General features: G+C 60.5%; 27 protein-coding genes. 7 read left to right on the top strand and 20 right to left on the bottom strand.

What is annotated here, in order from left to right; translation table 11 throughout:
- Nucleotides 1–152 precede the first annotated feature (152 nt).
- The 17 genes from ACVDG9_RS01140 to dnaK form a co-directional block, all read right to left on the bottom strand.
- Nucleotides 153–1,349 carry a hemolysin family protein gene (locus ACVDG9_RS01140; protein WP_022999118.1) on the bottom strand — a complete coding sequence of 399 codons (1,197 nt, stop codon included), beginning with the start codon at nt 1,347–1,349 and terminating at the stop codon, nt 153–155.
- 35 nt (nt 1,350–1,384) lie between these two features.
- The gene (gene ybeY / locus ACVDG9_RS01135) at nt 1,385–1,900 is read right to left on the bottom strand and encodes an rRNA maturation RNase YbeY (protein WP_168691686.1); all 516 of its coding nucleotides are present in this window, start codon (nt 1,898–1,900) and stop codon (nt 1,385–1,387) included.
- Nucleotides 1,901–1,916: 16 nt separating this feature from the next.
- A complete protein-coding gene (locus ACVDG9_RS01130; RefSeq protein ID WP_022999120.1) occupies nt 1,917–2,978 on the bottom strand; it encodes a PhoH family protein in 1,062 nt (353 codons plus the stop codon).
- A gap of 84 nt (nt 2,979–3,062) precedes the next feature.
- On the bottom strand, nt 3,063–4,514 hold the full coding sequence (gene miaB / locus ACVDG9_RS01125) for a tRNA (N6-isopentenyl adenosine(37)-C2)-methylthiotransferase MiaB (protein ID WP_447238273.1): 1,452 nt from the start codon (nt 4,512–4,514) through the stop codon (nt 3,063–3,065).
- A 198-nt stretch (nt 4,515–4,712) separates the two neighbouring features.
- Nucleotides 4,713–5,579, bottom strand: coding sequence for a lyso-ornithine lipid O-acyltransferase (gene olsA, locus ACVDG9_RS01120; protein ID WP_022999122.1), 867 nt, complete (start codon nt 5,577–5,579; stop codon nt 4,713–4,715).
- Complete coding sequence (locus ACVDG9_RS01115) at nt 5,572–6,021, bottom strand: Fur family transcriptional regulator (protein WP_031268709.1); 450 nt, start codon at nt 6,019–6,021, stop codon at nt 5,572–5,574. The genes olsA and ACVDG9_RS01115 overlap by 8 nt, the downstream gene beginning before the upstream one ends.
- A gap of 54 nt (nt 6,022–6,075) precedes the next feature.
- Nucleotides 6,076–6,564 carry a ribosomal protein S18-alanine N-acetyltransferase gene (rimI, locus tag ACVDG9_RS01110; protein ID WP_022999124.1) on the bottom strand — a complete coding sequence of 163 codons (489 nt, stop codon included), beginning with the start codon at nt 6,562–6,564 and terminating at the stop codon, nt 6,076–6,078.
- Complete coding sequence (gene tsaB / locus ACVDG9_RS01105; RefSeq protein ID WP_055659262.1) at nt 6,561–7,238, bottom strand: tRNA (adenosine(37)-N6)-threonylcarbamoyltransferase complex dimerization subunit type 1 TsaB; 678 nt, start codon at nt 7,236–7,238, stop codon at nt 6,561–6,563. The genes rimI and tsaB overlap by 4 nt, the downstream gene beginning before the upstream one ends.
- 180 nt (nt 7,239–7,418) lie before the next feature.
- On the bottom strand, nt 7,419–7,976 hold the full coding sequence (locus ACVDG9_RS01100) for a NifU family protein (protein WP_031268711.1): 558 nt from the start codon (nt 7,974–7,976) through the stop codon (nt 7,419–7,421).
- Nucleotides 7,977–8,166: 190 nt separating this feature from the next.
- Nucleotides 8,167–8,661 (bottom strand): universal stress protein, encoded by a 495-nt coding sequence (locus tag ACVDG9_RS01095; protein ID WP_031268712.1) that lies wholly within the window; start codon nt 8,659–8,661, stop codon nt 8,167–8,169.
- 89 nt (nt 8,662–8,750) lie between these two features.
- The gene (hslU, locus tag ACVDG9_RS01090; protein ID WP_022999128.1) at nt 8,751–10,055 is read right to left on the bottom strand and encodes an ATP-dependent protease ATPase subunit HslU; all 1,305 of its coding nucleotides are present in this window, start codon (nt 10,053–10,055) and stop codon (nt 8,751–8,753) included.
- A 3-nt stretch (nt 10,056–10,058) separates the two neighbouring features.
- A complete protein-coding gene (locus ACVDG9_RS01085; RefSeq protein ID WP_055657066.1) occupies nt 10,059–10,577 on the bottom strand; it encodes a GNAT family N-acetyltransferase in 519 nt (172 codons plus the stop codon).
- Between the two features lie 6 nt (nt 10,578–10,583).
- Nucleotides 10,584–11,144: an ATP-dependent protease subunit HslV gene (gene hslV / locus ACVDG9_RS01080; RefSeq protein ID WP_022999130.1), complete on the bottom strand. Its 561-nt coding sequence runs from the start codon at nt 11,142–11,144 to the stop codon at nt 10,584–10,586.
- A 174-nt stretch (nt 11,145–11,318) separates the two neighbouring features.
- Nucleotides 11,319–11,894, bottom strand: a complete 576-nt coding sequence (locus tag ACVDG9_RS01075) for an NADPH-dependent FMN reductase (protein WP_055657064.1) — start codon at nt 11,892–11,894, stop codon at nt 11,319–11,321.
- Nucleotides 11,895–12,019: 125 nt separating this feature from the next.
- Nucleotides 12,020–12,682, bottom strand: a complete 663-nt coding sequence (locus ACVDG9_RS01070; protein WP_083660359.1) for a class I SAM-dependent methyltransferase — start codon at nt 12,680–12,682, stop codon at nt 12,020–12,022.
- 105 nt (nt 12,683–12,787) lie between these two features.
- Entirely contained in the window at nt 12,788–13,918 is a 1,131-nt protein-coding gene (dnaJ, locus tag ACVDG9_RS01065; RefSeq protein ID WP_022999133.1) for a molecular chaperone DnaJ, read from the bottom strand.
- A gap of 162 nt (nt 13,919–14,080) precedes the next feature.
- Nucleotides 14,081–16,003 (bottom strand): molecular chaperone DnaK, encoded by a 1,923-nt coding sequence (gene dnaK, locus ACVDG9_RS01060; protein ID WP_022999135.1) that lies wholly within the window; start codon nt 16,001–16,003, stop codon nt 14,081–14,083.
- 355 nt (nt 16,004–16,358) lie between these two features.
- On the opposite strand from dnaK, the gene ACVDG9_RS01055 reads away from it, so the two are divergent.
- Both ACVDG9_RS01055 and ACVDG9_RS01050 read left to right on the top strand, forming a co-directional pair.
- Entirely contained in the window at nt 16,359–17,192 is an 834-nt protein-coding gene (locus tag ACVDG9_RS01055; protein ID WP_447237100.1) for a glycine-rich domain-containing protein, read from the top strand.
- Nucleotides 17,193–17,211: 19 nt separating this feature from the next.
- Nucleotides 17,212–17,835 carry an alpha-ketoglutarate-dependent dioxygenase AlkB family protein gene (locus tag ACVDG9_RS01050; protein ID WP_447238272.1) on the top strand — a complete coding sequence of 208 codons (624 nt, stop codon included), beginning with the start codon at nt 17,212–17,214 and terminating at the stop codon, nt 17,833–17,835.
- Nucleotides 17,836–17,839: 4 nt separating this feature from the next.
- Here the strand turns inward: ACVDG9_RS01050 and ACVDG9_RS01045 are convergent, their stop codons facing one another.
- Entirely contained in the window at nt 17,840–18,310 is a 471-nt protein-coding gene (locus tag ACVDG9_RS01045) for an OsmC family protein (protein ID WP_168686547.1), read from the bottom strand.
- An 82-nt stretch (nt 18,311–18,392) separates the two neighbouring features.
- Between ACVDG9_RS01045 and ACVDG9_RS01040 the strand changes: the two genes are divergently transcribed.
- Nucleotides 18,393–19,013 (top strand): GntR family transcriptional regulator, encoded by a 621-nt coding sequence (locus ACVDG9_RS01040; RefSeq protein WP_447237099.1) that lies wholly within the window; start codon nt 18,393–18,395, stop codon nt 19,011–19,013.
- Nucleotides 19,014–19,036: 23 nt separating this feature from the next.
- Here ACVDG9_RS01040 and ubiB read toward each other — a convergent pair whose 3' ends face one another.
- Entirely contained in the window at nt 19,037–20,617 is a 1,581-nt protein-coding gene (gene ubiB / locus ACVDG9_RS01035; protein ID WP_447237098.1) for a 2-polyprenylphenol 6-hydroxylase, read from the bottom strand.
- A 3-nt stretch (nt 20,618–20,620) separates the two neighbouring features.
- Nucleotides 20,621–21,424 (bottom strand): bifunctional demethylmenaquinone methyltransferase/2-methoxy-6-polyprenyl-1,4-benzoquinol methylase UbiE, encoded by an 804-nt coding sequence (ubiE, locus tag ACVDG9_RS01030; protein WP_022999142.1) that lies wholly within the window; start codon nt 21,422–21,424, stop codon nt 20,621–20,623.
- Nucleotides 21,425–21,665: 241 nt separating this feature from the next.
- Here ubiE and mutM point away from each other — a divergent pair, with 241 nt between their 5' ends.
- The 4 genes from mutM (at nt 21,666) to ACVDG9_RS01010 (ending at nt 25,015) form a co-directional block, all read left to right on the top strand.
- Nucleotides 21,666–22,559, top strand: coding sequence for a bifunctional DNA-formamidopyrimidine glycosylase/DNA-(apurinic or apyrimidinic site) lyase (gene mutM / locus ACVDG9_RS01025; RefSeq protein ID WP_447237097.1), 894 nt, complete (start codon nt 21,666–21,668; stop codon nt 22,557–22,559).
- 155 nt (nt 22,560–22,714) lie between these two features.
- Nucleotides 22,715–23,488, top strand: a complete 774-nt coding sequence (locus ACVDG9_RS01020) for an enoyl-CoA hydratase (RefSeq protein ID WP_022999145.1) — start codon at nt 22,715–22,717, stop codon at nt 23,486–23,488.
- Nucleotides 23,489–23,663: 175 nt separating this feature from the next.
- Complete coding sequence (gene rpsT, locus ACVDG9_RS01015; protein ID WP_022999146.1) at nt 23,664–23,930, top strand: 30S ribosomal protein S20; 267 nt, start codon at nt 23,664–23,666, stop codon at nt 23,928–23,930.
- Between the two features lie 674 nt (nt 23,931–24,604).
- A complete protein-coding gene (locus ACVDG9_RS01010) occupies nt 24,605–25,015 on the top strand; it encodes a rhodanese-like domain-containing protein (RefSeq protein WP_077293214.1) in 411 nt (136 codons plus the stop codon).
- The last annotated feature ends 11 nt before the right edge of the window (nt 25,016–25,026 follow it).

Genomic DNA, 25,026 nt, shown 5'->3' with positions numbered 1-25,026 from the left:
AGCTTCCCCATACTTGCGGTCAGGAGATTTGTCGGCTCGCCGCAGTGGGGTCAAGGGTTAATACCAACGGCGCGCGAAGAAGTGGCTTCGAGACGACGGGCCATCGGCACCGTTGGCAAGCATCCTTTTGGCTGGTTTCAGCGTCCGGCCGCTCATCCGTTTCCGCTGGACGCAGCAACCTTGGTCTTGGTGCTTTCGCTGTCCTGGCTACTCTCGCCGGAAACGGAATCGGTCCGCTTTGGACGGCGGCGAAGGTCCGGCGGGCGCGCGTCGGCGCGGCGGCGGCGGATCTTCAGGCGCTTGATGCGGCGCGGATCCGCATCCATTATCTCGAATTCGAACCCGGGCACTTCATCCGGCACCAGCAGCAGCTCGCCGCGGACCGGTACGCGGCCAACGGAGACATAGAGCAGACCACCGAGCGTATCGACGTCCTCGGAAATCTCGCCGTCGTTCAGCTGCGTGCCGAGCGCTTCGTCGAGTTCCTCAAGCGGCAGACGCGGATCTGCGATCCACACGCCCTCGCCGGCGGCAGCCAGCATGGCTTCCTCGTCCTCGTCGTGTTCGTCTTCGATATCACCGACAACTTCCTCGACAAGATCTTCCAGCGACACAAGTCCGTCGGTTCCGCCATATTCGTCGATCACCAGCGCCATCTGGATACGATCGGCCTGCATTTTCGCCATCAGGTCCGTCGCCGGCATCGACGGCGGCACGAACAAGAGATTGCGCAGCAGATCCGTGTCCTTCAGCGAGACCGACAGGTCGACACAGGACAGGTCCAGGTCGGGCATGTTGTGACCGTTCCGCGCAGGCGCATTCGAATTGGACGGTTGAAAGCCGGTTGTATCGTTTTCATTGTCCACAGAAGTTGCAGGACGGTTCGAAGCGCCACGTTCCGCGATATAGGCCATCAAATCCTTGATGTGGACCATGCCGCGCGGATCGTCGAGCGTCTCTTCGTAAACCGGCATGCGCGAATGCCCGCTCGTCTGGAACAGTTCCATGACGCGGCTCAGGCTGGTTTCCAGATCGACCGCGTCGATATCCGCACGCGGGATCATGACGTCGTCGACGCGCAATTCGCGCAGTCTGAGAATGTTGCCGAGGAGCATTCGCTCCTCCGGCGAGAAGGCAGCATCACCGCCCTCGCGAGCAAGCTCGTCCTCCAGGTTCTCGCGCAAGCTCGAAGACTGGCGGCCCAAGCGCAGGAAGCGTTTGAGAAGATCGAGAAAGGCCGCAGGTTTCTGCGGCTTCAGCTGTTGCGGGTCTTCCCCGTCCTGGTCCTGTCCGGTGCTGGCAGGCTTCTGCCCGGTTGCCGGACTTTGCGGTTCAATTGAGTTCATCATCCATCAATCAAGAACATCACATCCCATGATGCCACTTAACCGCCGTCGGCCACAAGTGGCCTGTCCGCGTAAGGGTCATCGATGCCAAGAGACGCCAGAATGGACTTCTCAAGGCTTTCCATCAGTTCCGCCTCTTCACTTTCCTGATGATCATAATCGAAAAGGTGAAGCAAACCGTGAACAGTCAGATGGGTAAGGTGATCGGAAAATTCAATTCCAAGGTCTGCAGCTTCCGCCGCGACGGTTTCATAGGCGAAAACGATGTCCCCCAGAAGGGGGCCATAAACGTCGCCTTGCGGATCGCTGCCGGGAAAGGACAGGACGTTCGTTGCCTTGTCCTTGTCGCGCCATTTCGCGTTCAGCTGCCGGATCGACGCGTCGTCGGTAAACAGCAGCGAGACTTCCGTTCCCTCCAGCACTTCCAGATCCGCCCCCGCAAAGGCAGCGGTGATTGCCTTTGCAGCTATTGCCTCCAACTGGCTTTCCGCCGGCCAATCGCCTGCTTCTATCGACAGGTCTATCTGAAAACTATCAGGCAATCGGTCTGGCATCGTCGGCAAGGGCTTTTCAGGAATTTGCGGCTTCACGAGGGCGCGCAGAGGCACCGTCGCGGTCCGCACCACGTTGTCGCTCGGCAAAGCGGCGCTCGCGCGCTTCCGATTCTTCCCGAGAGGCGTTGTCGTAAGCGGTCACGATGCGTCCGACCAGCTCGTGACGGACAACGTCCTTCTCGTTGAAGCGGATATGGGCAACTTCCGGAATGTCCGTCAAAAGCCCCAGCGCTTCGCGCAGACCGGACATCTGTCCTGACGGCAGGTCGATCTGGCTCGGATCGCCGGTGACGATCATCTTCGAGCCTTCCCCAAGACGCGTCAGGAACATCTTCATCTGCATGGAGGTCGTGTTCTGTGCCTCGTCGAGCAGCACCACCGCGTTGGAGAGCGTGCGGCCGCGCATGAAGGCGAGCGGTGCCACTTCGATCATGCCGGACTGCAAGCCACGATCGACCTTCTCGGCAGGCATCATCTCGTAAAGCGCATCGTAGATCGGCCGCAGGTACGGATCGACCTTGTCCTTCATTTCACCCGGCAGGAAACCGAGGCGCTCACCGGCTTCCACGGCAGGACGGGACAGGATCAGACGGGCCACATCGCCGCGCTCCAGAAGAGCTGCTGCATAGGCAACCGCCAGAAAGGTCTTGCCGGTACCGGCCGGGCCGGTTCCGAAAATCAGGTCGGCCCGATCCATCGACCGGATGTAGGCATCCTGGGTCGGTGTGCGGGCGACGATCGTTTTCCGGCGGGTCGCGATCTGGGCGAAGGCCAGCCGGGACTTCGGCTCCAGCGTCGGCAACGGCAGCTGCGCTTCCGCAGCCGCTGCCATACGCAGCGCGCCGTCGACATCACCCGGGTGGATTTCCTGCCCCTGCAGCAGACGCTGATACATGGCTTCCAGAGCCGTGCGCGCCTGGGCGCAGCCAACCTGGCTGCCTTTCAGTGTCACCTGGTTGCCCCGGGCAATCGCGTCGATGCCGAGACGCTGCTCGATCAGCGCGAGGTTCTGGTCGAATTGCCCAAACAGATCTCCGATCAGCCGGTTATCTTCAAAGGCAAGAACAATATGGGTCATGTCGGAGGCCGAACCGGCCGCAGAGGATTGTACCGAAGACTTGCGGGATGAAGAGTGGCTGTCGCGCGTCAAATGACGTCTCCTTTAGGCCGCCGGAGCCGGGATGCGTCCGGACCTTCCAAGATCATCTTGCCCCGCAATCAGCCGCCCGAACAGGGAATTGGACCCGATGTCGACGATTTCCACCGCTTGTATCGACCCGATGAGGTCTTCAGGTGCATCCAGCTGCACCGGCTGCAACCACGGCGACTTGCCGACCAGCTGCCCGGGATTGCGGCCGGTCTTCTCCAGAAGCACATCGCAGGTCATGCCCAGACGCGAGGCGTTGAACGCCTTCTGCTGGTCGGCAACCAGCGCCTGAAGCGCGGCCAGCCGTGCGGACTTCACGTCCTCCGGCACCTGTTCGTCCATGGTTGCGCCGGGCGTACCGGGCCTGGAACTGTATTTGAACGAGAAGGCCGAGCCGTAGCCGACCTGTCGAATCAGATCCATCGTATCTTCGAAATCCTGGTCGCTCTCGCCCGGGAAACCGACGATGAAATCGCCTGAGAGCGCAATGTCGGGAGATACCTCGCGAATGCGGTCGATCAGGCGGAAATACTCATCGCGCGTGTGCCGGCGGTTCATCGCCTTCAGGATCTTGTCGGACCCGGACTGCACCGGCAGGTGCAGATACGGCATCAGGCTTTTCAGGTCCCGATGCGCCTCGATCAGGTCATCATCCATGTCGCGCGGATGGCTGGTGGTGTAGCGCAGCCGGTCCAGACCGTCGATTTCCGCCAGACGACGCAGCAACCGGCCAAGACCCCAGACAGCACCGTCCGGCGAAGTGCCGTGATACGCGTTGACGTTCTGGCCCAGCAGCGTGACCTCGCGTACCCCGGCCGCGGCCATGCGTTCGGCTTCGCTGACGATCTGTTCGACAGAGCGGGAGACTTCGGCGCCGCGCGTGTAGGGAACGACGCAGAAGGTGCAGAACTTGTCGCAGCCTTCCTGCACGGTCAGGAAGGCGGATGGCGGGCGTTTGAGAACCTGCTTTTCGGCACGTTCCGACAAGTGATTGAACTTGGCGTCGATGTCGAACTCGGTCTCGACAACCTTGGAGCCTGCGCGGGCCTTTTCCAGAAGGGACGGCAGCTGATGATAGCTCTGCGGGCCCACCACAAGATCGACAATCGGCGCCCGGCGAGAAATTTCCTCGCCCTCCGCCTGCGCAACGCAGCCGGCGACACCCACCATCATGTCCTTGCCGGATTTTGCCCGCTCTTCCTTGACCTTGCGGATGCGGCCAAGCTCCGAATAGACTTTCTCGGCTGCCTTTTCACGAATATGGCAGGTGTTCAGAATGACAAGATCCGCGTCTTCCAGATCGTCCGTCGCCTCGAATCCTTCCGGCGCCAGCACATCGGTCATGCGCTCGCTGTCGTAGACGTTCATCTGGCAGCCATAGGTACGCACGAACACCTTGCGGGTGTTTCCGCCCTTGCGGGCGTCTGTCATATCGGCGGCGGAAACGGCGGTGACGTTCGTTTCCATGTCTTGTTCAGGGCGGCTTGTCATTCGCTCCTCGTGGGGCTCCTCATGGCCTTGATACGCTGGCCTTTTTCAGGCGGCCGGATGTCGTGAATGTCGGTACCTTCATCGGGCAGTTCACCCGGCACAGGCACAGGATCGATCCGTCCTTCATGCCCGGGACCCGCGCCTGAGACCGGCGGCGGACGGCACCTTGCAAATTCAGGCGCCAGCTTTAGCGGTTTTTTCCGCGTTTGAGAAGAACTCGAGTGTCTCGATTTCGCTGAAATCTTCGGTGTCGACCGGCTTTTGCAGCAGCGAGGCTATCGTCATGGCCCGAACCTCCGTTTCCAGACGGCGGGTCAGGGCTTTCCGGTCCGTTGTCCGGTCAACCAGAACCGGCTCGCCCCAGCGCACCACCACGTCGAGTGCACCGCGCGAAAAGATGCCCCACAGATGGCCGGCGAGTTCCATATCGCCATACCAGGCGACATGCGGCCGATGGGCCCGGCCCATCGGCAGGCCGTAGAAGCCTTGATAGGCGACCGAAAGCGGCTGCACCCAGACTTTCGAGGTTTCGTCCTCGCCGACCGCACGGGTGGCAGCGCCCAGTAGGGCCGAGCGAAACGGCAGGACGCAATTGCCGTCGTTGGAGGTCCCTTCGGCAAACAGGACCATCGCGTCGCCGGCAGCCATGCGATCGGCGATGGCATCGGCAACCTGGGCGGTTTCCGTGCGCCGGGTGCGATTGACGAACACCGTGCGCTGAAGTTTGGCGAACAGGCCGAAAATGGGCCAGCCTGAAACCTCGGACTTGGCGATGAAGGAGAGAGGCATCAGCGAGCCGACCACGGTGATATCGACCCAGGATGCGTGGTTGGAGGCGATCAGCAACGGCCGGTCCACGGCAGGGGCCCCGATCTGCTCGATCTTGATGCCCACAAGCCGGGTGGCGATCCGGTGCCAGAGCTGGGGCAGTTTTCGCTGCATCTTCAGCCCGAGCTTCACCGCCAGCCACTGAAGCGGGATCAGCACCAGCGAGACCAGCGTCAGAAGGAAGATGATAACCCCGGCCTTCAGCTCAGCCATCGCCCTGATTATCCTTCGGGACATCGAGTGGGACGCCATAAAGTTCCAGCCGGTGATCGACCAGACGGTAACCCAGCTTCTTGGCGATGAATTCCTGCAAGGCCTCGATTTCCTCGTTGCGGAACTCGATGACCTGGCCGGAGCGCAGATCGATCAGGTGGTCGTGATGCTCGTCCGGAACGGTTTCATAACGCGACCGGCCGTCACGAAAATCGTGCCGTTCGATCATGCCGGCGTCCTCGAACAGCTTCACCGTGCGATAGACCGTCGAAATGGAAATGCCGGGATCGATCGCCACGGAGCGGCGGTAGAGTTCCTCGACGTCCGGGTGCTCGTCGGACGCGGCTTCGATGACGGAGGCAATGACGCGACGCTGTTCGGTCATGCGCATACCTTTTTCGATGCACAAGTCCGCTAGCGTTGATTGCCGCTCTTCCGCCATTGCGATGCCGTCCGCTGTCTGTTTCCGATACCGTATCCGTTTCCGCTACAGCGCTTAACCAAGATCGACGCGCATGACAAGCGCGGTGCCGTCTCCTCCACTGTCGCTGTAATAGCCTTTGCGGCTGCCGACTTCCTTGAAGCCGAGCGCCCGGTACAGCAGCAGAGCCGGTTCGTTGGCTGCGTCCACTTCCAGAAAAAGGTGTTTGCAACGTTCACCGTAGAGCCGAAACAGGCCGGCTTCCATCAGCTTCTTGCCGATGCCGCGGCCGCGCTGGCGCGGGTGAACCGCAATGGTGATGACCTCGGCTTCGTCGGCAACGGTGCGCACGATCAGGAAACCAAGCGGTGCGCGCGTGCCATAGGGGCTCGCCCGCCGTGCCACCAGAAACATCGTCCCCGCATGCGCTTTCATCCGCGCAAGCTCGTCCGTATTCCATTTGTGCTTGAAACAAAGCGCGTGGATGTCGGCAATCTTCGGTAGATCCTCGTCCAGCGCCTCTTCTATCACCGGCGGCTGGGTCCAGAACCACCAAAAGCTCATTGCCGTTCTATCCTTCCCTTCGTTTGCGGCGTCGCATCGGGCGGCCGCAAATAGAGTGGCGAAGGGGATGACCTCGAAGGATCGGCGGAGATCCCCAGTTCCGCGACATCCCGAATACCCGGGAAAGTGCTGCGGGACAATATCGCGCTTTCCGGAAGCCCAAGCTCCATCGCGATTTTTTCCGATGCCGATCCTGCCAATCTTATGTCCTTGGGCAGGTTCGCCGCAAGATCTGCGATGGTGCGGACACCGGCTTCATCGGCAGCGGTGCCGGACGCATGATAAAGCTGGCAGTAGACCTCGTCTGCCTTTCCCGTCAGCGCCACCAGCACGGGACCGCCATCATCTCCCGGCACGGCGGAACGGGCAATGGCTGCCAGGGTCGTTACGCCGACAACCGGCTTCCCGAGCACGAGACCAAAGCCGCGGGCAACCGCCAGTCCGACGCGAAGGCCGGTAAAGCTGCCGGGTCCGATGGTCACGGCAACGCGGTCAAGCTCGGAAAAGGTGGTGGACGACTCGGCCATGACCTCACCGATCATGTCCATCAGCTTCTCGGCATGGCCGCGGCCGATCTCCTCGCCGCACGCCTCGAAACACGCGGTTTCGACACCGTCGTCGAGAACGGCGGCGGCGCAATTGGCAAGGGCTGTATCGATGGCGAGGACGCGCATTCCGGTTTGGCTCATGGTTTTCGTGTCCCACATGCCACTACCCCGCCCCGGCCCGCGAGTCGAGCGGGGCTTTGGACCTAAGTCCAAAGGGGGGCTTGCCTTCCACAAAGAATGGGAGTCGAAAATATTAAAGGCCCGGACAAGAGGCCGGGCCTTTGAAATTCTTCAGGAATGCTCCGATCAGATCGGGCGGACTTCCTCGACTTCCGGAACGAAGTGACGCAGCAGGTTCTGGATGCCGTGCTGCAGTGTTGCCGTGGATGACGGGCAGCCGGCGCAGGCACCGCGCATGGACAGATAGACCACGCCTTCCTTGAAGCCCTTGAAGGTGATGTCGCCACCATCCTGCGCCACAGCCGGACGCACCCGGGTTTCCAGGAGTTCCTTGATGGTGCTGACGGTGTCCGCGTCACCTGCCTCGAAGAATTCGCCTTCCTCGATATTTTCCGCTTCGCTGGTGGCCATGACCGGCTGTCCGGACATGAACTGCTCCATGATCACGCCCAGGATGGCGGGTTTCATGTGCTGCCAGTCGGTTTCGTCCTTGGTCACGGTCACGAAGTCGTGGCCGAAGAAGACCGCGACCACGCCCGGCACGTCGAACAGTTTCTGTGCAAGAGGCGACACCCCGGCGTCCGTCCTGGAGCGGAAATCGTAGGTTCCCTCCGGCAGGACAACCCGTCCCGGCAGGAATTTCAGTGTCGCCGGATTGGGAGTGGCTTCGGTTTGAATGAACATCTTGTCTCGTCCTTGCGCTTCAGGTCGCGCCCATGTTGCCGGCTTCGTTTTGCGCCTCACCTCCATCGCAAAACGCCGATGAATGTTTCTAACGTATCTCTCGGCAGTTTGGAACCGTTAAAAACTAGATAGGTGCAGATCCTGCCTGGTCAAGCCGTCTTCTTGAATCCGGCAGCCCTGCGATCGCTCGTCAAGCCAGCGCGGCGATGGAATCATCGTCCAGGTTACCCGGCACGATCGTCACCGGAATGGGGAAGGTTCCCGCGGATTTTCCGGCAATCGACGACACCAGAGGTCCCGGCCCTTCAGAGCCCGTGCTGGCCGCCAGGATCAGGATCGCGATGTCGGCATCCGCCTCGATCAGCTCCATGATCTCCTCGGCCTTTGTCCCTTCCCTCACCACCGATTCCGGTTCGGTACGGGCAACGGACCGCACGCGCTCGGCGGCTTTCGCAAGCGCTGCCTCGGCTTCTTCCTGGGCTTCCGCCCGCATGATGTCTTCAACCCCCAGCCAATGCTGGAAGTCGCCAGGCGCAATGATGAAGACCAGCGTCACGACGCCGCCGGTCCGGGCCGCCCGTTTCGCGGCATATACGATCGCCCGGTCACATTCGGGCGTCTCGTCGACCACGACCAGAAACTTCCGGCGGTGGCCTTCCTCGTTGCTTTTTCTGATAGCTACCATGGGCCGCATGCTGCCACCGGTCCGCGCACTCCGCAAGCGGCGAAATCGCCGCGCACGAAGCGCTCAACCGGTGTCTTTCCGCATGCCTCCTAGAGGATGAACTTCGACAGGTCGACGTTCTTGGCAAGGTCGCCGATGTTGTCGCGAACGAATTTGCCCGTGATCTCCACCTCTTCACCCGGACGGTCCGGCGCCGTGAAGGAAATCTCGTCGAGAATGCGCTCCATCACCGTCTGCAGACGGCGGGCACCGATGTTCTCGACAGAGGCATTGAGATCAACCGCAATCGAGGCGATCTCGTCGATGGCGTCCTCTGTGAAGTTCAGCGTGACCTTTTCCGTTTCCATCAGCGCCACATACTGCTTGATGAGGCTGGCTTCCGGTTCGGTCAGGATCGCGCGGAAATCGTCCTTGTCGAGCGCACGCAGCTCGACCCGTATCGGCAGGCGGCCCTGCAGCTCCGGCAAAAGGTCCGAAGGCTTTGCGACGTGGAATGCACCGGAAGCGATGAACAGGATATGGTCGGTCTTGACCGGTCCGTGCTTGGTGGAGACCACTGTTCCTTCGATCAGCGGCAGCAGGTCGCGCTGCACGCCTTCACGAGAGACATCGGCTCCCGCACGGCCTTCACGGGCACAGATCTTGTCGATCTCGTCCAGGAAGACGATGCCGGAATTCTCGACAAGTGAAATTGCTTCTTCCACCACCTTGTCGTCGTCGAGCAGCTTGTCGGATTCCTCGTTGATCAGGAGCTGGTAGCTGTCGCGAACGGTGGTGCGTTTGGTCTTGGTCTGGCCGCCGAAGGCCTTGCCCAGCAGATCGGAAACATTCATCACCCCGACGCTGGCACCCGGCATGCCCGGCAGATCAAAGCTCGGCATCTGTGCCTGGGCCCGGACCTCGACCTCGATTTCCTTCTCGTCCATCTCGCCATTACGCAGCTTGGTGCGGAAGCTGTCCCGGGTCGCCGGGCTTGCGTTCTTGCCGACCAGCGCATCCAGCACACGTTCCTCGGCCAGCATGTGTGCCTTTGCCTTCACCGCTTCGCGCTTCTGGTCGCGCACCAGCGTGATGCCGGCTTCCACCAGATCACGGACGATCTGCTCCACGTCGCGGCCGACATAGCCGACCTCGGTGAACTTGGTGGCTTCCACCTTGGTGAAGGGGGCATTTGCCAGCTTTGCCAGACGGCGGGAAATCTCGGTCTTGCCGACGCCGGTCGGGCCAATCATCAGGATGTTCTTCGGCAGAACTTCCTCGCGCATCTGGCCTTGCAGCTGCTGGCGGCGCCAGCGGTTGCGCAATGCAATTGCGACCGCGCGCTTGGCATCTTTCTGGCCGACGATGTAGCGGTCGAGTTCGGAAACGATCTCACGCGGAGAAAAATCGGACATTGTTTAAGACACGCCTTCTTTACTTACGAGTTCCATCAGCAGGCAGTCGCCGGTGCGTCCCAGAAGCGCTTCGATCTCCTGAAAGCCCGCCTTGCGATAGGCCTTCAGGGCCCTGAGATTGGCCGGATCCGGATCGATGATGATCCGTTCGTGACCTTCCTCGCGCAACTGGCGGACAAACGCCTGCAAAGTTCTTGTTCCAAGTCCCCGGGACAGATCTTCCTCGAATGCAATCGAGAGGTCGACACCGACAGCCTCTGCCGGCAGCCGCTCCAGCCAGGGATAATCCGCCGCAAATGCGCTTCCCTGCTGATCGCCGACAAACCAGACCTGGATATAGCCCTTGTCGGTGCCGTCTTCCTGAAAGATGAAAGGCCGGGTCGTATCCCTGCCTTCGACCATGTCCCGGATGTTGCTCAACTCTTCGTCCGGATCGCCCCACCATTGCCGCCAGTGCGGCCGCGCCAACCAATTCGCCAGCATGGGCAAATCCTCGGCGGTGACGGGGCGAAACGAAATCATCGGCCTTTACTCGGCCGTATCCAGCGATTCGACCGTCACGCTGGCGTTTGTGTAAACGCAGATTTCCGCCGCAACCGCCATTGCCTTGCGGGCTATGGTTTCTGCGTCAAAGTCGGTATCTGCCAGGGCACGTCCGGCCGCAAGTGCATAGTTGCCGCCAGAACCGATACCCATGACACCCCCTTCGGGCTCCAGAACGTCGCCGGTACCGGTCAGCACCAGCGACACGTTCTTGTCGGCCACCAGCATCATCGCTTCCAGTCGGCGCAGATAGCGGTCGGTCCGCCAGTCCTTGGCAAGTTCCACGCAGGCGCGCATCAGCTGGCCGGGGTACTGTTCCAGCTTCGCTTCAAGGCGCTCGAACAGGGTGAAGGCATCGGCGGTTGCGCCGGCAAAACCGGCAATAACCTCGCCCTTGGCCAGCAGCCGTACCTTGCGGGCGGTGTGCTTGATCACGGTCTGGCCGAGGGAGACCTGGCCGTCACCGGCGATCACCACCTTGCCACCCTTGCGCACCATCATGATCGTCGTACCGTGCCACTGGGCCGGTTCGCGCGTTTCGCTCATTCAATCCTCTTGGCAATCTTCATGGTCATCTTGTCTGCCGCCCTATGTAGGCGGCAAATCCGGTATTTCCAAGCAGTCAATGGGATGCGGCCTTGTCAAACCGGGTTATGAAGCCGGCCGAAATCGGCTCAAGACACACATTTTCAGGGCGATTTCGGCCGGCAATTCGAAGCCTCAGTGCGACATCTCGATCCGGGTTGCCCGCAAAAGTGCGTCCACCAGCTTGTCGAGCTGGCCGCCTGCCCGTTCATCGGAAAGTTCGCCCTTGTCGTCGAACGCGCCCGCCGCTTTGGGTACGGCCACCATCTGCGGCAGGACCATTGCTCCAAGGCCGACTTCCAGAATGGTGCGCATGCCGATCAGACCGCGCATGCCGCCGAACGCGCCGGTCGAAGCTGCACCGAGTGCAAAGACCTTGGTCTTGTAGGGATCGCCCGGTTCCTTCACGCGGCTGATCCAGTCCAGGGTGTTTTTCAGCAGCGGCGAGATACCGGCGTTATATTCCGGACAGGACAGAAAAATGCCATCCTGCGCCAGGAACAAGCGTTTGAGTTTCCTGGCATTTTCCGGAACGCCATTCGTATCTTCCAGATCGCCGTCGTAGATCGGCAACGGATAGTCCTTCAGCGACAGATGCGTCACCTGAGCATCCAGGATTGCAAGTTTCTTGGCGGCCAGCGCCGTCAGTCTGCCGTTGAAGGAACCGCTTCGGACCGAGCCCGAGCAAACGAGGATCTTCGGATTGCGCATCAGAACCTACCCTACAAATGTCCGGCTCGCGCGTAGCACCGCGGTGAACCGCCTGAGGGCAAGTTTAGGGCGCTTTTCGGGAAATGGGAGTGCTTCCTGCCCGCTGTCCCCTGCCGTCTGAGCCCTCAATGGGCCTTGCGGTAAACCCAGACCCGTGCCGGAGGCAGGTTTTTCCAGACCCAGTCCGAACTGAAGACGGAGACAGAGCGGTTGTCCGGCTTCACCGGAGCGACCAGCCCGTAGGAAAACTGGATGAAGGGCGCGCCCGGTTTCAGAATTTCCAGAGCTTCCGCCAGCAGCGCCTTGCGGACCGTTTCCGGTCGCGTCAGCAGCGGCAGGGACGAGACGATGCCATCAAGCGAATGGCGCTGGTCTTCCGCAGCCGACAGCGTATCGCCGGCGCGCGAAAGGGTGGCGCCAAGGGCGTAGGCATCACCCTGGACAATTTTCAGGCCGGGGTATCTGCGGGTCAGCAGTTCGCAAAATTCCGGACAATACTCGATGAGCCTGAGCTGCTGGGAGGAAAATCCACGGTCCAGAATCGCCTTCGTGACGACGCCGGTACCCGGCCCGAGTTCCACAACCCTTGAATGGGGACGCGGTGTCAGAAAGGACGCCATCTTGGCGGCGAGCTCTGGCCCGGAAGGGGCAACGGCACCGGTTCGAAGCGGGTTCTGAGCCCAGGAACGGATGAATTTGACTTCATCGAGCACCTTCGCCCGAACGGCACTTGCCTTCTCAAGCTTTTCCCGAAAAGCTTCCCGGCGCGAGCTATTGCGTTTCAGCATCTTTCCTCACTCACATCCCCCACGCGGGGAATATAGGAGTGATTGCAATTAGATGCCATGGGCAAGCGCACATATTGCACGCATACGTCACCCTTTGCAGACTGCTTATGCACCGAGATTATCGATGAAATCCTTCACCTTGGAGAAAAACCCAGCCGATTCCGGGTGGTTTTCACCGGAGGATTCCTTCTCGAATTCCGCCAGAAGCTCACGTTGGCGCCGGGTCAGATTGGTCGGTGTTTCGACCGTGACCTGAATATACATGTCGCCGTGCTGGCTGGAACGCATGATCGGCATGCCCTTGCCGCGCAACCGGAACTGCTTTCCGGTCTGGGTGCCTTCGGGCACCTTCACGCGGCTGGTCGACCCTTCGACCGTCGGCACGTCGAACTGACCACCCAGGGTCGCGGTCGACATGGAAATCGGCACGCGGCAGTAAAGATCGGCGCCATCGCGCTGGAAAAGCTCGTGCGGCCTTATGGAGAGGAAGATATAGAGATCGCCCGCGGGGCCACCGCGCACGCCTGCTTCACCTTCACCTGCCAGCCGAATACGGGTTCCGTCCTCGATACCGGCCGGAATGTTGACCGACAGCGTGCGCTCCTGGGTCTTGCGTCCGGAGCCGCTACAGCTTTCGCACGGATCGGTAATCACCTGGCCGCGTCCCTGACAGCTCGGACAGGTGCGTTCCAGCGTGAAGAAGCCCTGCGCGGCACGCACGCGGCCTGCCCCGCCACATGTGCGGCAGGTCGTCGGGCTGGTTCCGGGCTTTGCGCCCGAACCGGAGCAATCGTCGCAGGTAACGCTGGTAGGAACCTCTATCTCCACCGTCTTTCCGGTGAAGGCATCCTCCAGCGTGATATCCAGATTGTAGCGCAGGTCCGCGCCACGTTCGCGTCCGCCCGACCGGCGGCCACCGCCGCCACCCATGCCGAAGAATTCCTCGAAGATATCGGACATGGTGGAGGAAAAGTCGTGGGCGCCGGCACCGCCGCCGCCAAAACCACCGTTTTCGAAGGCCGCATGGCCGAAACGGTCATAGGCCGCACGCTTCTGGCTGTCCTTCAGCGTGTCATAGGCCTCGTTGACTTCCTTGAACTTGGCTTCGGCGGCCTCGTCGCCCGGATTGCGGTCCGGGTGAAATTGCATGGCCATCTTGCGGTAGGCGCTTTTCAGCGCTTTTTCGTCCGCCTCACGCGAAACACCCAGCACCTCATAGAAATCACGTTTCGACATCAAGATCTTCCGGTCTTGTTGTTGCACCGCTGGCGGCCTGGCAAATGCCGGCGCCAATTACGGCGAAGGCGCCGCGCACAAGTGCCCTTTCATCAGGCAGTCGAGCGACCGGCGCCAGGATTGGACCAGCCAGCCGGAACCCGGCTGGCTGGTATTTTTCGGTTATGCGGATTTTTTGTCGTCGTCTTCTTTGACTTCTTCAAAATCCGCATCAACGACATCGTCTTCGGCCTTGGCTTTCGGATCGGCTTCCTCGCCGTCTTCTGCCTGGGCGTCAGCCTGAGCTGCCTGATACATGGCTTCGCCAAGTTTCATGGAAGCTTCTGCCAGAGCCTGGGTCTTGGCCTTGATGTCTTCCAGGTCTTCACCTTCAAGAGCAGACTTCAGGGAGGCAAGCGCGGTCTCGATCGCGGACTTGTCGTCCTCGGAAACCTTGTCGCCGTAGTCCTTCAGGGACTTGTCGGTGGAATGGACCAGGGATTCGCCCTGGTTCTTGGCTTCCACCAGTTCCTTCCGCTTCTTGTCCTCATCGGCGTGGGATTCAGCGTCCTTGATCATCTGGTCGATGTCGCTGTCGCTGAGGCCGCCGGAGGCCTGGATGCGGATCTGCTGTTCCTTGCCGGTGCCCTTGTCCTTCGCGGACACGTTGACGATACCGTTGGCGTCGATGTCGAAGGTGACTTCGATCTGCGGAACGCCGCGCGGTGCCGGCGGCAGGCCGACCAGGTCGAACTGACCGAGGATCTTGTTATCCGCAGCCATTTCGCGCTCACCCTGGAAGACGCGGATGGTCACGGCCGTCTGATTGTCTTCAGCGGTCGAGAACACCTGGCTCTTCTTGGTCGGGATCGTCGTGTTGCGATCGATCAGACGGGTGAAGACACCGCCAAGCGTTTCGATGCCGAGCGACAGCGGGGTCACGTCGAGCAGCAGAACGTCCTTGACGTCGCCCTGCAGAACGCCGGCCTGGATCGCAGCGCCCATGGCCACGACTTCGTCCGGGTTCACACCCTTGTGCGGGTCCTTGCCGAAGAAGGTCTTCACGGTTTCCTGGATCTTCGGCATGCGGGTCATGCCGCCGACCAGAACCACTTCGTCGATTTCACCGGGAGCAAGACCTGCGTCCTTCAGAGCGGCTTTCATCGGCTCGATGGTGCGCTTGACCAGATCTTCAACCAGCGACTCGAACTTGGCGCGGGTGAGTTTCAGCGTCAGGTGCTTCGGACCGGAAGCGTCCGCCGTGATGAACGGCAGGTTGATTTCGGTCTGGGAAGAGGACGACAGTTCGATCTTCGCCTTTTCCGCAGCTTCCTTCAGGCGCTGCAGGGCCAGCTTGTCGTTCTTCAGGTCGATGCCCTGGTCCTTCTTGAACTCGGACGCGAGGTAGTCGACGAGAACCATGTCGAAGTCTTCACCGCCGAGGAAGGTGTCGCCGTTGGTGGACTTCACTTCGAAGACACCGTCGCCGATTTCCAGGACGGAGACGTCGAACGTACCGCCACCAAGGTCGTAGACCGCGATGGTTTTACCGTCGTTCTTGTCGAGACCGTAGGCAAGAGCTGCTGCCGTCGGCTCGTTGATGATGCGCAGGACTTCAAGACCCGCGATCTTGCCGGCATCCTTGGTTGCCTGGCGCTGCGCGTCGTTGAAGTATGCCGGAACGGTGATCACCGCCTGGGTCACTTTTTCGCCGAGATAGCTCTCTGCGGTTTCCTTCATCTTCTGAAGGATGAAAGCGGACACCTGGGACGGGGAGTATTTGTCGCCGTTGGCTTCCACCCATGCGTCGCCATTGTCGGCCTTGACGATTTCGAACGGGACAAGCTTCTTGTCCTTGTCGACGGTCGGATCGCTGTACCGGCGACCGATCAGGCGCTTGACTGCAAAAAGGGTGTTGGTCGGGTTCGTGACCGCCTGGCGTTTTGCCGGCTGGCCGACGAGACGCTCGCCATCGTCGGAGAAGGCCACCATCGACGGGGTGGTGCGGGCGCCTTCTGCGTTTTCAATTACCTTGGAATCCTTGCCGTCCATGACGGCGACGCACGAGTTCGTCGTGCCGAGGTCGATACCAATGACCTTTGCCATATCTGCCTCTCTTTCTAGCAAACCGGATAGACCCAAAAAGGCGTCATTCCGGCTCCTCTCAGTTGGGTTCCGGGTTCCCCCGGACATCGCGCCAGAACGCTAGGCTCATGATTTGGCGCGAAGCTTGACCGCTATATAGGTGGATGAAACTTTGCCTGCAAGACATCTGTCCACTGACATTTCACAGACCTTCCGTTCTTCGCCGATATTTCTTCCCAGATCGTTACCAGCATTGTCAGCTTTGCGAATTCCACATGCAATCGGCACATGGAGGCGAGGTTTTGCTCAAACCTTGCGGACAATACGGTTAACATCGCCCCGTCACCGCAATGGCAACGCGGAAAGGAGATCCGAATTGCAAGATCCCAGCCTCTGGAATCGGCTTCAAGCCTGCCACCCGGACGATGTGGAAGCGGATTTCCCGTTCTCCGCGCGCCTTGCCCGAGACAATGGCTGGAGCAAAAGCTTTGCGGGACGGGTCGTTGTCGAATATCTGCGGTTTGCCTATCTCAGCCGGCTTGGTGAAGGCATCGTGACGCCGAGCGACGAAGTGGACCAGGCCTGGCATCTGCACCTGACCTACACTAGACATTACTGGGGCCCATTCAAGGAAGCGCTCGAAGGTCCACTGCATCACATGCCGACAAAGGGCGGCCCGGAACAGGAAGTCCGGTTCCGGCAGGCCTATGCAAGAACGCTCCGGCTTTACCGGTCGGAATTCGGCGACCCGCCTGTGGACATCTGGCCACCGGAGGACATCCGGTTCGGCAAGGCACCGGGCTTTGTCCGCGTGAATGCGCAGGATGTGTGGATCATCCGCAAGCCGGACTGGCCGAACCAGCTCGCAAGACTTGCCGGGAAGGTTGCGAATGCGCCCACCGCCGTCCACTGCGCCCTGCTGGCCGTCATGTCACTGCTTCTGGGCACCAGGCTGGCCTTTGCCCATGGCGAGGCGCAAGGCGATACCCTCATCGAGAGACTGCGCAACATGGTCTGGCACTGGGCCACCATGCACACGGCCGAATTCCTGATTTCCCTGTTTATCATCGCCGTGGTGCTGATCATCCTCTTCAAGAAATCGACCGGTGGAAATTCTTCCGGGTGCAGCTCAGGCTGCGGCACCAGCAGCAGCGGTGACGGAGGCGGCGGTGGCAGCTCCGGCTGCAGCGGTTGCGGCGGGGGCGACTGACAACCGGCGACAATTGACCATGCAGGAAATTCCCATAAACGGCCTGAGCGGGCTTTATTATCTGCCGGGTTATTTCGACCGCGAGGGCCAGGAACAGCTTCTGGCACATATTCGCGCGATCGTCGCCGAAGCGCCCTTGTTCCAGCCGGTAATGCCGAAAACCGGAAAGCCCTTTTCGGTGCGCATGAGCAACTGCGGTCCGCTCGGCTGGGTGTCGGATATCCGAGGCTATCGCTACCAGCCGGCGCACCCCGAAACCGGCCGGCCATGGCCGGCCATGCCGGATGCCTTGACGCACCTGTGGATGGACGTTGCCGGAACGGCGCCACCACCCGAAGCCTGCCTGATCAATTTCTATGATCCCAGCGCCCGCATGGGTCTGCACCAGGACAGGGATGAACAGATGTTCGAAGCCCCGGTCGTCTCGGTTTCCCTGGGAGACACTGCGACCTTCCGTGTTGGCGGCGTGAACAGGAAGGATCCGACCAAATCCTTCCGCCTTCAATCCGGTGACGTCGTCGTACTTGGCGGTGAGGCTCGACTGGCCTTTCACGGTATCGATCGCGTGTTGAAGGGAACTTCGACGCTTCTGAAAAACGGCGGCCGGATCAACCTGACCCTTCGGCGCGTCACTCCGCCCTGAATTCCTACGTTTCCACGTAGGTTGCCTCGAAGCTCACCGGAAAATTCACCGAGCGGGCGATGAAGCAGACCTTGTGGATCTCGTGGTGGATCGCATCGGCCGTTGCCAGGTCCGTGCCCTTGGGCACGGTGATGACCGGCTTCAGCACAGCGCGCAGAAAACGGCCAGCACCCGAGGGCTCGGTTTCCCCCGTCGCTTCCGGCGCGTCCTCGTAACCCATGACGGCAATGCCAGCATCGCTTGCCAGATGCAGGTACCAGAGCATATGGCAGCTCGCCAGGGAGGACAGGAGCAAGTCCTCCGGATTATGGAGCGCGGGATTTCCCCCCAGTAGCGGGTCGTTCGAACAGGAGACCGGAGGCTTTCCAGGTGTTCGTATCTCCCAGGTTCGGTCATAGGACCTGTAACTCTTCGTCCCCTCGCCCCGGTTTCCCGTCCAGTGGATGAGGGATGTGTAGCCGTGCTCTTTGCTCATGCTTCCTCCAAAATGTATACATTTATACATTTTTGATTTACAGGCTGCTGTCAAGGCTCTATTGGAAATTTCGGGAGGCGCCATGTCCGCAGAAAAAATCGCAGCCACGCTCGAAACCGATATCGTCTCCGGGATCTTCCGGCCGGGTGAGGAACTGAAACAGGGAGAGCTTGCTGCTCGCTTTTCGGTCAGTCGCATTCCCGTGCGCGACGCCCTGCAGCTGATGGCCGCCCGGGGCCTGATCGACCTTGAGCGCAATCGACGGGCTCGAGTGATCAGTCTTACCCACGCGGAGATTGATGAGGTCTACCATCTGCGCGTGCTTCTGGAGACCGATTGCCTGCGGCAATCAATCCGGCGGCTGGAAGCAGACGATCTTGTGAAGATTGGAGCAGCCCTTGCCCACTCCAGCATCGACGCGGCAACCGACCGGTGGGCCGACGGCGACTGGGCCTTTCACAAGAGCCTTTACATGCCTGCAAGACGCCCAAGAGAGCTGGCAATGATCGAGGATCTTCGACGGACCTGCCGCATTCATATTGCCGGCTACGGCGTTCTGCCGACACTCACCGACAGGTGGCTGAAGGACCATGAAGACCTGGTGGCAGCGATGAAATCACGCGCGGAAAACCAGGCGGCAGACATTCTGGCCCGCCATATCGCGGACGCGCGACAGACATTGCTGGACGCAATGCCCGGCTGAACCTTCAGAGTGCCGGCCGAGCCTCAGAAAAGCATGTAGGTCGCCACGACCGCACAGGCGGCAATGACCCACAAGGCAACCCGCCCCGAGCGGGTGTGACGTGCCTCTGCACGGCCAATTGCTACTGCGGTCTCGTCGTCGAACCTGAGGCCGCCCTGTGTCATCCTTTCCAGCTCTTCCGACATCCGACCGATCCTGTCGGCAAAGAGCGGCATGTCGTTGGCGATGCGCGCCAGTGCCGACAGCGCATCACCGGCATCACGCAGTTTGCCGACCGGACCAAGGTTGTCCTTGATCCAGGTGCCGACAACAGGTTCCGCCGTCCGCCACATGTCGAGATTGGGATTGAGCGAACGCGCCACGCCTTCGACCACGACCATGGTCTTCTGCAACATGATCAGCTGGGTCTGAGTGCTCATCTCGAAGAGTTCCGTCACTTCGAACAGCTGGGTCAGCAGGCGGGCCATGGAGATTTCGCTGGCATCGTGACCGTGGATCGGCTCGCCGATGGCACGGATCGCCTGGGCGAACATGTCGACATCCTGATGCGCGGGCACATAGCCGGCCTCGAAATGCACCTCCGCCACCCTTCGGTAGTTGCGGGTGATGAAGCCGAACAGGATTTCTGCCAGGAACCGGCGTTCGCGCTTGTTGAGACGGCCGATGATGCCGAAGTCGACGGCAACCAGGGTGCCGTCGGGCTCAACGAAGAGATTGCCCTGGTGCATGTCTGCATGAAAGAAGCCGTCGCGCAGTGTGTGGCGCAGAAAGCTCTGGATGACGGCAGCCCCCAGCGCTTCCAGGTCATGGCCATCTTCCTTGAGGCCCTCGACGTCCGACATCTTGCGGCCGTCGATCCATTCCATGGTCAACACGCCCTTGGCGGTGCGCAGCCACTCGACAGCCGGAACGCGGAACCCCGGATCGTCAGCGGTGTTCTCGGCCATTTCCGACAGGGCCGCGGCCTCCAGACGGAAGTCCATTTCCATCGCGACCGACTGGGCCAGCGTGTCCACGACCGCAACCGGCCGAAGGCGCCGCGAGGGCGGATGGAACCGTTCGGCCAGGCGGGCGACGAGGTAGTAGCTTTCGAGATCGCGCTGGAAGCGGCGGGAAACGCCCGGCCGCAGCACCTTGACCGCAACCTTTCGCTCCGTGCCGTCCTGATCGAGGATCACGGCCGGATGAACCTGGGCAATCGAGGCAGCGGCAACGGCTTCGCCGAAGGAAACGAAGACCTCATCGAGCGGCTTGCCAAGCTGCTCGGCTACCGCGGCGCAGGCCGCATCATGATCGAACGCCGGCAACCGGTCCTGAAGGGCTGACAGTTCGCGTGCGGCTTCCTTGCCGACCACATCGGCCCGGGTCGCCAGGAACTGGCCAAGCTTCACATAGGACGGTCCAAGCTTGTTCAGCGCGTCGGACAGGCGAAGGTCTGCCCGCTTGTTGCGAACCGACCGGCGCTCCAGAAGTCGCGCCATGGCAATGGCGAACCGAGGCCCGGCCGGCAGGTCCGGAAGCGAAACGAGGCCAAAAACGCCCTCGCGCGCCATCACGAAACCCGCCCGCGCCAGGCGGAGAAAAGGCATCACGGGAAGGGCCATGTATCAGAGTTTCCAGCCGTAATGCAGGGCGGCGATACCGCCGGAATAGTTGCGGTAGCCGACCCGCTCGAACCCGGCTTCGCGGATCATGTCCGCAAAACGTTCCTGGTTCGGGAAATTGCGGATCGATTCCACCAGATACTTGTAGGGGTCACCGTCCCCTGTCACCCAGCGGCCCATGGCCGGGATCGCGTTGAAGGAAAAGGTGTCATAGACCTTGTCGAGCATCGGCACGTCGACTTCGGAAAACTCCAGACACATGAAGCGGCCACCCCGCTTCAGAACCCTGCGCGCTTCCCGCAGCGCCTTGGGAATATCCGGGACGTTGCGGATGCCGAAGGCGATCGTATAGGCATCGAAACTCTTGTCGGGAAACGGCAGCTCCTCGGCATTACCCTGGCTGAAGGTGATGAGATCCGACAGACCAGCCTTTTCGGCCCGGTCGCGGCCGACGCCGAGCATGCTTTCGTTGATGTCGCACACCACGGCACGGGCCGTGTCGTTGGACCGGCGAACCACGCGGGTGGCGATATCGCCGGTTCCGCCGGCCACATCCAGCAGCCGCCAGTTGGAGGCAGCTGTCTTGGGCGGTGCCAGGAACGAGACCATGGCATCCTTCCAGACCCGGTGAAGGCCGCCGGACATGAGGTCGTTCATGAGGTCGTAGCGCTCGGCAACCTTGTGAAACACATCGTCCACCAGTGCCTGCTTTTGCCCTTCGGCAACCTTGGTGAAGCCGAAACTGGTCGGCATTTCTTCCGGTGCGCGGTTCGACCTGGCCGAATGCCCCTGTGCCTGTTGCGTCATGAAAGCGCCTCCAAGATCACCCCGCGCCGCGACAAGACTGCCGGGCGGCGGCGGGTTCGATCACTTCTTACCCGTTGGACAAGCCACCTGTTGAAAGAGCTGGCGGATTGCCGTTTCGAAACTATCTTCAAAGTGCGCCGGACCATAGTACAAGCCATTGGCGAGCGCTATCTGTGCCGGCCACCAAAAACCATATGCCGCAGGCCTATAGCCTGCCATGACAGCGGATACCAGACCTCTCATGCCCGAACTCCCGGAAGTCGAAACCGTCAAGCGCGGCCTTGCCCCCACTTTCGAAGGGGCTCTGATTGCCAAGGTCGACCAGAACCGGCCGGACCTGCGCTTTCCTTTTCCGGACGGTTTCGCCGACCGCTTGACCGGACGAAGGCTGACCGTGCTGTCGCGCCGGTCGAAATACCTGTTGGGCGATGTCGACAGCGGCGATGTTCTGGTCATGCACCTTGGTATGTCTGGATCGTTCCGGATCGAAAACGATCTTTCCGCGGATACGCCGGGCGCCTTTGCCCATGCGCGCAGCAAGGACCCCAAACACGACCACGTCGTCTTCCATCTGGAGACAATTGACGGCGGGCGAGCCCGGATCGTCTACAATGACCCGCGCCGGTTCGGCTTCATGGATCTCATTGCCCGTCCCGTGCTTGCAGACCATCCCTTTTTCCGTGAGCTCGGCCTGGAGCCTCTCGGCAACGACCTTGGCGGCGAAACACTGGCGCGGCTTTTCAATGGCCGGAAGACGCCGCTGAAGGCGGCCCTGCTCAACCAGAAACTGATTGCGGGCCTTGGCAACATATATGTGTGCGAAGCGCTCTGGCGCACCGGGCTCAGCCCGGAACGGGCTGCCGGCACGTTGGTGACGAAAACAGGCAGGCCGACAAAAAAGGCGGAAGAACTGGCCGCAAATATCCGCGCCACCCTGGAAGACGCCATCCGGGCGGGCGGGTCCTCGCTGCGCGATCACACCCAGGCAGACGGTACACTTGGCTACTTTCAGCACTCGTTTGCCGTCTACGACCGCGAAGGCCAGGCCTGCCGAACACCGGGCTGCAAGGGCACCGTCGCCCGGCTGGTCCAGTCCAACCGGTCAACCTTCCACTGTCCGGCCTGCCAGAGCTGACTTGTCCTATCGGTCAAGCTTGCCAGACCCGCCCGACCTCGGGTAGGCATTGCCGGTGAAGTACACGTCCAGGAAACCGCAGGCACCAGGAGCCGGGCTCGAGAAAGACCTGGTCATCCGGCCCGCCGCGGTTTCCAGCACTGGGAGCGGGCAACATGGGATATGAGAACATCCGCGTCGAAAAACGCGGAAAAGTCGGTCTGATCACTCTGGATCGGCCGAAAGCCTTGAATGCACTCAATTCGGCCCTGGTTGCCGAACTCGGCACGGCGCTTGACGGGTTCGATGCGGACGAGCGGATCGGCTGTATCGTCATCACCGGCTCGGAAAAGGCCTTTGCCGCCGGTGCCGACATCAAGGAAATGCAGCCGCACAATTTTTCGTCCGCCTATCAGACGGACCTGATCACGCCCTTCGACCGGGTTTCGCGCAACCGCAAGCCGATCATCGCCGCCGTGGCGGGCTATGCGCTTGGCGGCGGCTGCGAGCTGGCCATGCTTTGCGACTTCATCATCGCCGCGGACACGGCCAAGTTCGGCCAGCCGGAAATCACGCTCGGCGTTATTCCGGGCGCCGGCGGCACCCAGCGTCTGACGCGGTTCGTCGGCAAGTCCAAAGCCATGGAAATGGTCCTGACCGGCCGCATGATGGACGCGGAAGAAGCCGAGCGCAGCGGTCTCGTCAGCCGTATCGTTCCGGCGGATGACTTGCTTGAAGAAGCGCTGAAAGCGGCTGAAAAGATCGCCGATTTCTCTCTGCCGGTCGTCATGATGGCCAAGGAAAGTGTCGACCGCGCCTATGAAACCACCCTGTCGGAAGGCGTCCGCTTCGAACGGCGCGTGTTCCAGGCCCTCTTTGCCCTGGAAGACCAGAACGAAGGCATGAGCGCCTTCACCGAGAAACGTACGCCGCAGTTCCGGAACAAATAAACTACGGCGTTCAACGATAAAGCCGTTGACGGCGTCCGAAAGCGCGATTATAAGCAGCGCCCAATCGGTGGCGGTTTTCCGCCGCCGTTGTTTTTTGATCGGGTCTTGCAGCTTTGGCTCCCTTGTCCCGATCGCCACCGGACACTAGTCCCAATTACCGATCAGGATAGAGCCCATGGCCAACACACCATCGGCCAAGAAGGCGGCCCGCAAGATTGCCCGCCGGACGGCCACGAACAAAGACCGTCGCAGCCGCGTGCGCACGTTCCTGCGCAAGGTTGAGGAAGCAATTGCTTCCGGCGATCAGGCCGCTGCAAACGAAGCCTTCAAGGTTGCGCAGCCGGAAATCATGCGTGCTGCCGGCAAAGGCACGATGCATGCCAACACGGCCTCCCGGAAGGTTTCCCGCCTCAATGCCCGTATCAAGGCACTCAGCGCGTAACCGACCCGTCATACGACCGTTAAAAAGACCCGGCCACAGTGCCGGGTTTTTTTTAGCCACGCAATTTTGTGGATGACGAAATTTGACAACTCATACGCGCAATATTGCAATTTCTACCGAGTATAATAGTGTCAGGAAAAACGTTTATTTTTCAGATATTTACGCACATGTACCATTGAGAGAAGGCGATCAATCCGGATTCGATACGAGTCAAGCTATCAGTTCCGAAATTTTTTTTGAAATTGTTGTTTTTGAAATGTGACAGGGCGCTTCAGAGCGAAAAGTCATTGCGGTAAAACACATTTGCTCGCTCGCCAGCAGGGGCCAAAAACACAGTGACGCGGGGGGAGAAACCGGCACTTTCCGCCATTCGCAAAAACCCGCTGTTGCCCCTTCGGTCGCGGTCTGTATATTAACAATACGGCTGGCGGGTAAGACCAGCGACCAACTTAAAAACGGTGCTTGGAAAACAATGAAAAAGTTAAACCGGACCATCGCTGAGCACATCAAATCCAGTTCACGGAATGAATACGTTAGCGTATTCGAACACTCAGGCATTTAGCCTGAAGTAACCTACTTCTTTCTCAAGAAAATCTTGAAGAATACTTTTGATCAATAGCGTCACGCTATTGAAGGGGGCGGCTTTGCAATTTCAGGGTGGATATGCAGGAAACGTGACTGCGCAGGAGGCCTTTGACGGCCTTGCCGGGCAGCAGGAAGCAACTCTTATCGACGTGCGCACACAGGCCGAATGGTCCTTTGTCGGGGTGCCGGACCTTCGTCCGCTCGGCAAGGAGCCGATCCTGGCCGAATGGCAGAGCTTTCCGTCGACCGGACCCAATCCGGCATTCGCGGAATCGGTTTCTGATGTTCTGGTCAAAAAAGGACTTGACCGGAACGCGCCAATCTATTTCTTGTGCCGCTCCGGAGCACGGAGCCAAGCAGCTGCGATCGCCCTGACGCAGGCCGGCTTTACGCAGTGCTTCAATATCTCCGATGGTTTCGAGGGCCCACTCGGCCCGGATGGCCACCGTGGGACCCAGTCCGGCTGGAAGGCCGCCGGATTGCCCTGGATTCAAAGTTAGTTACCCTGCCC

The organism is Roseibium sp. RP-7, assembly GCF_053005225.1.
This window is presented reverse-complemented; position numbering and strand designations above follow the sequence as displayed.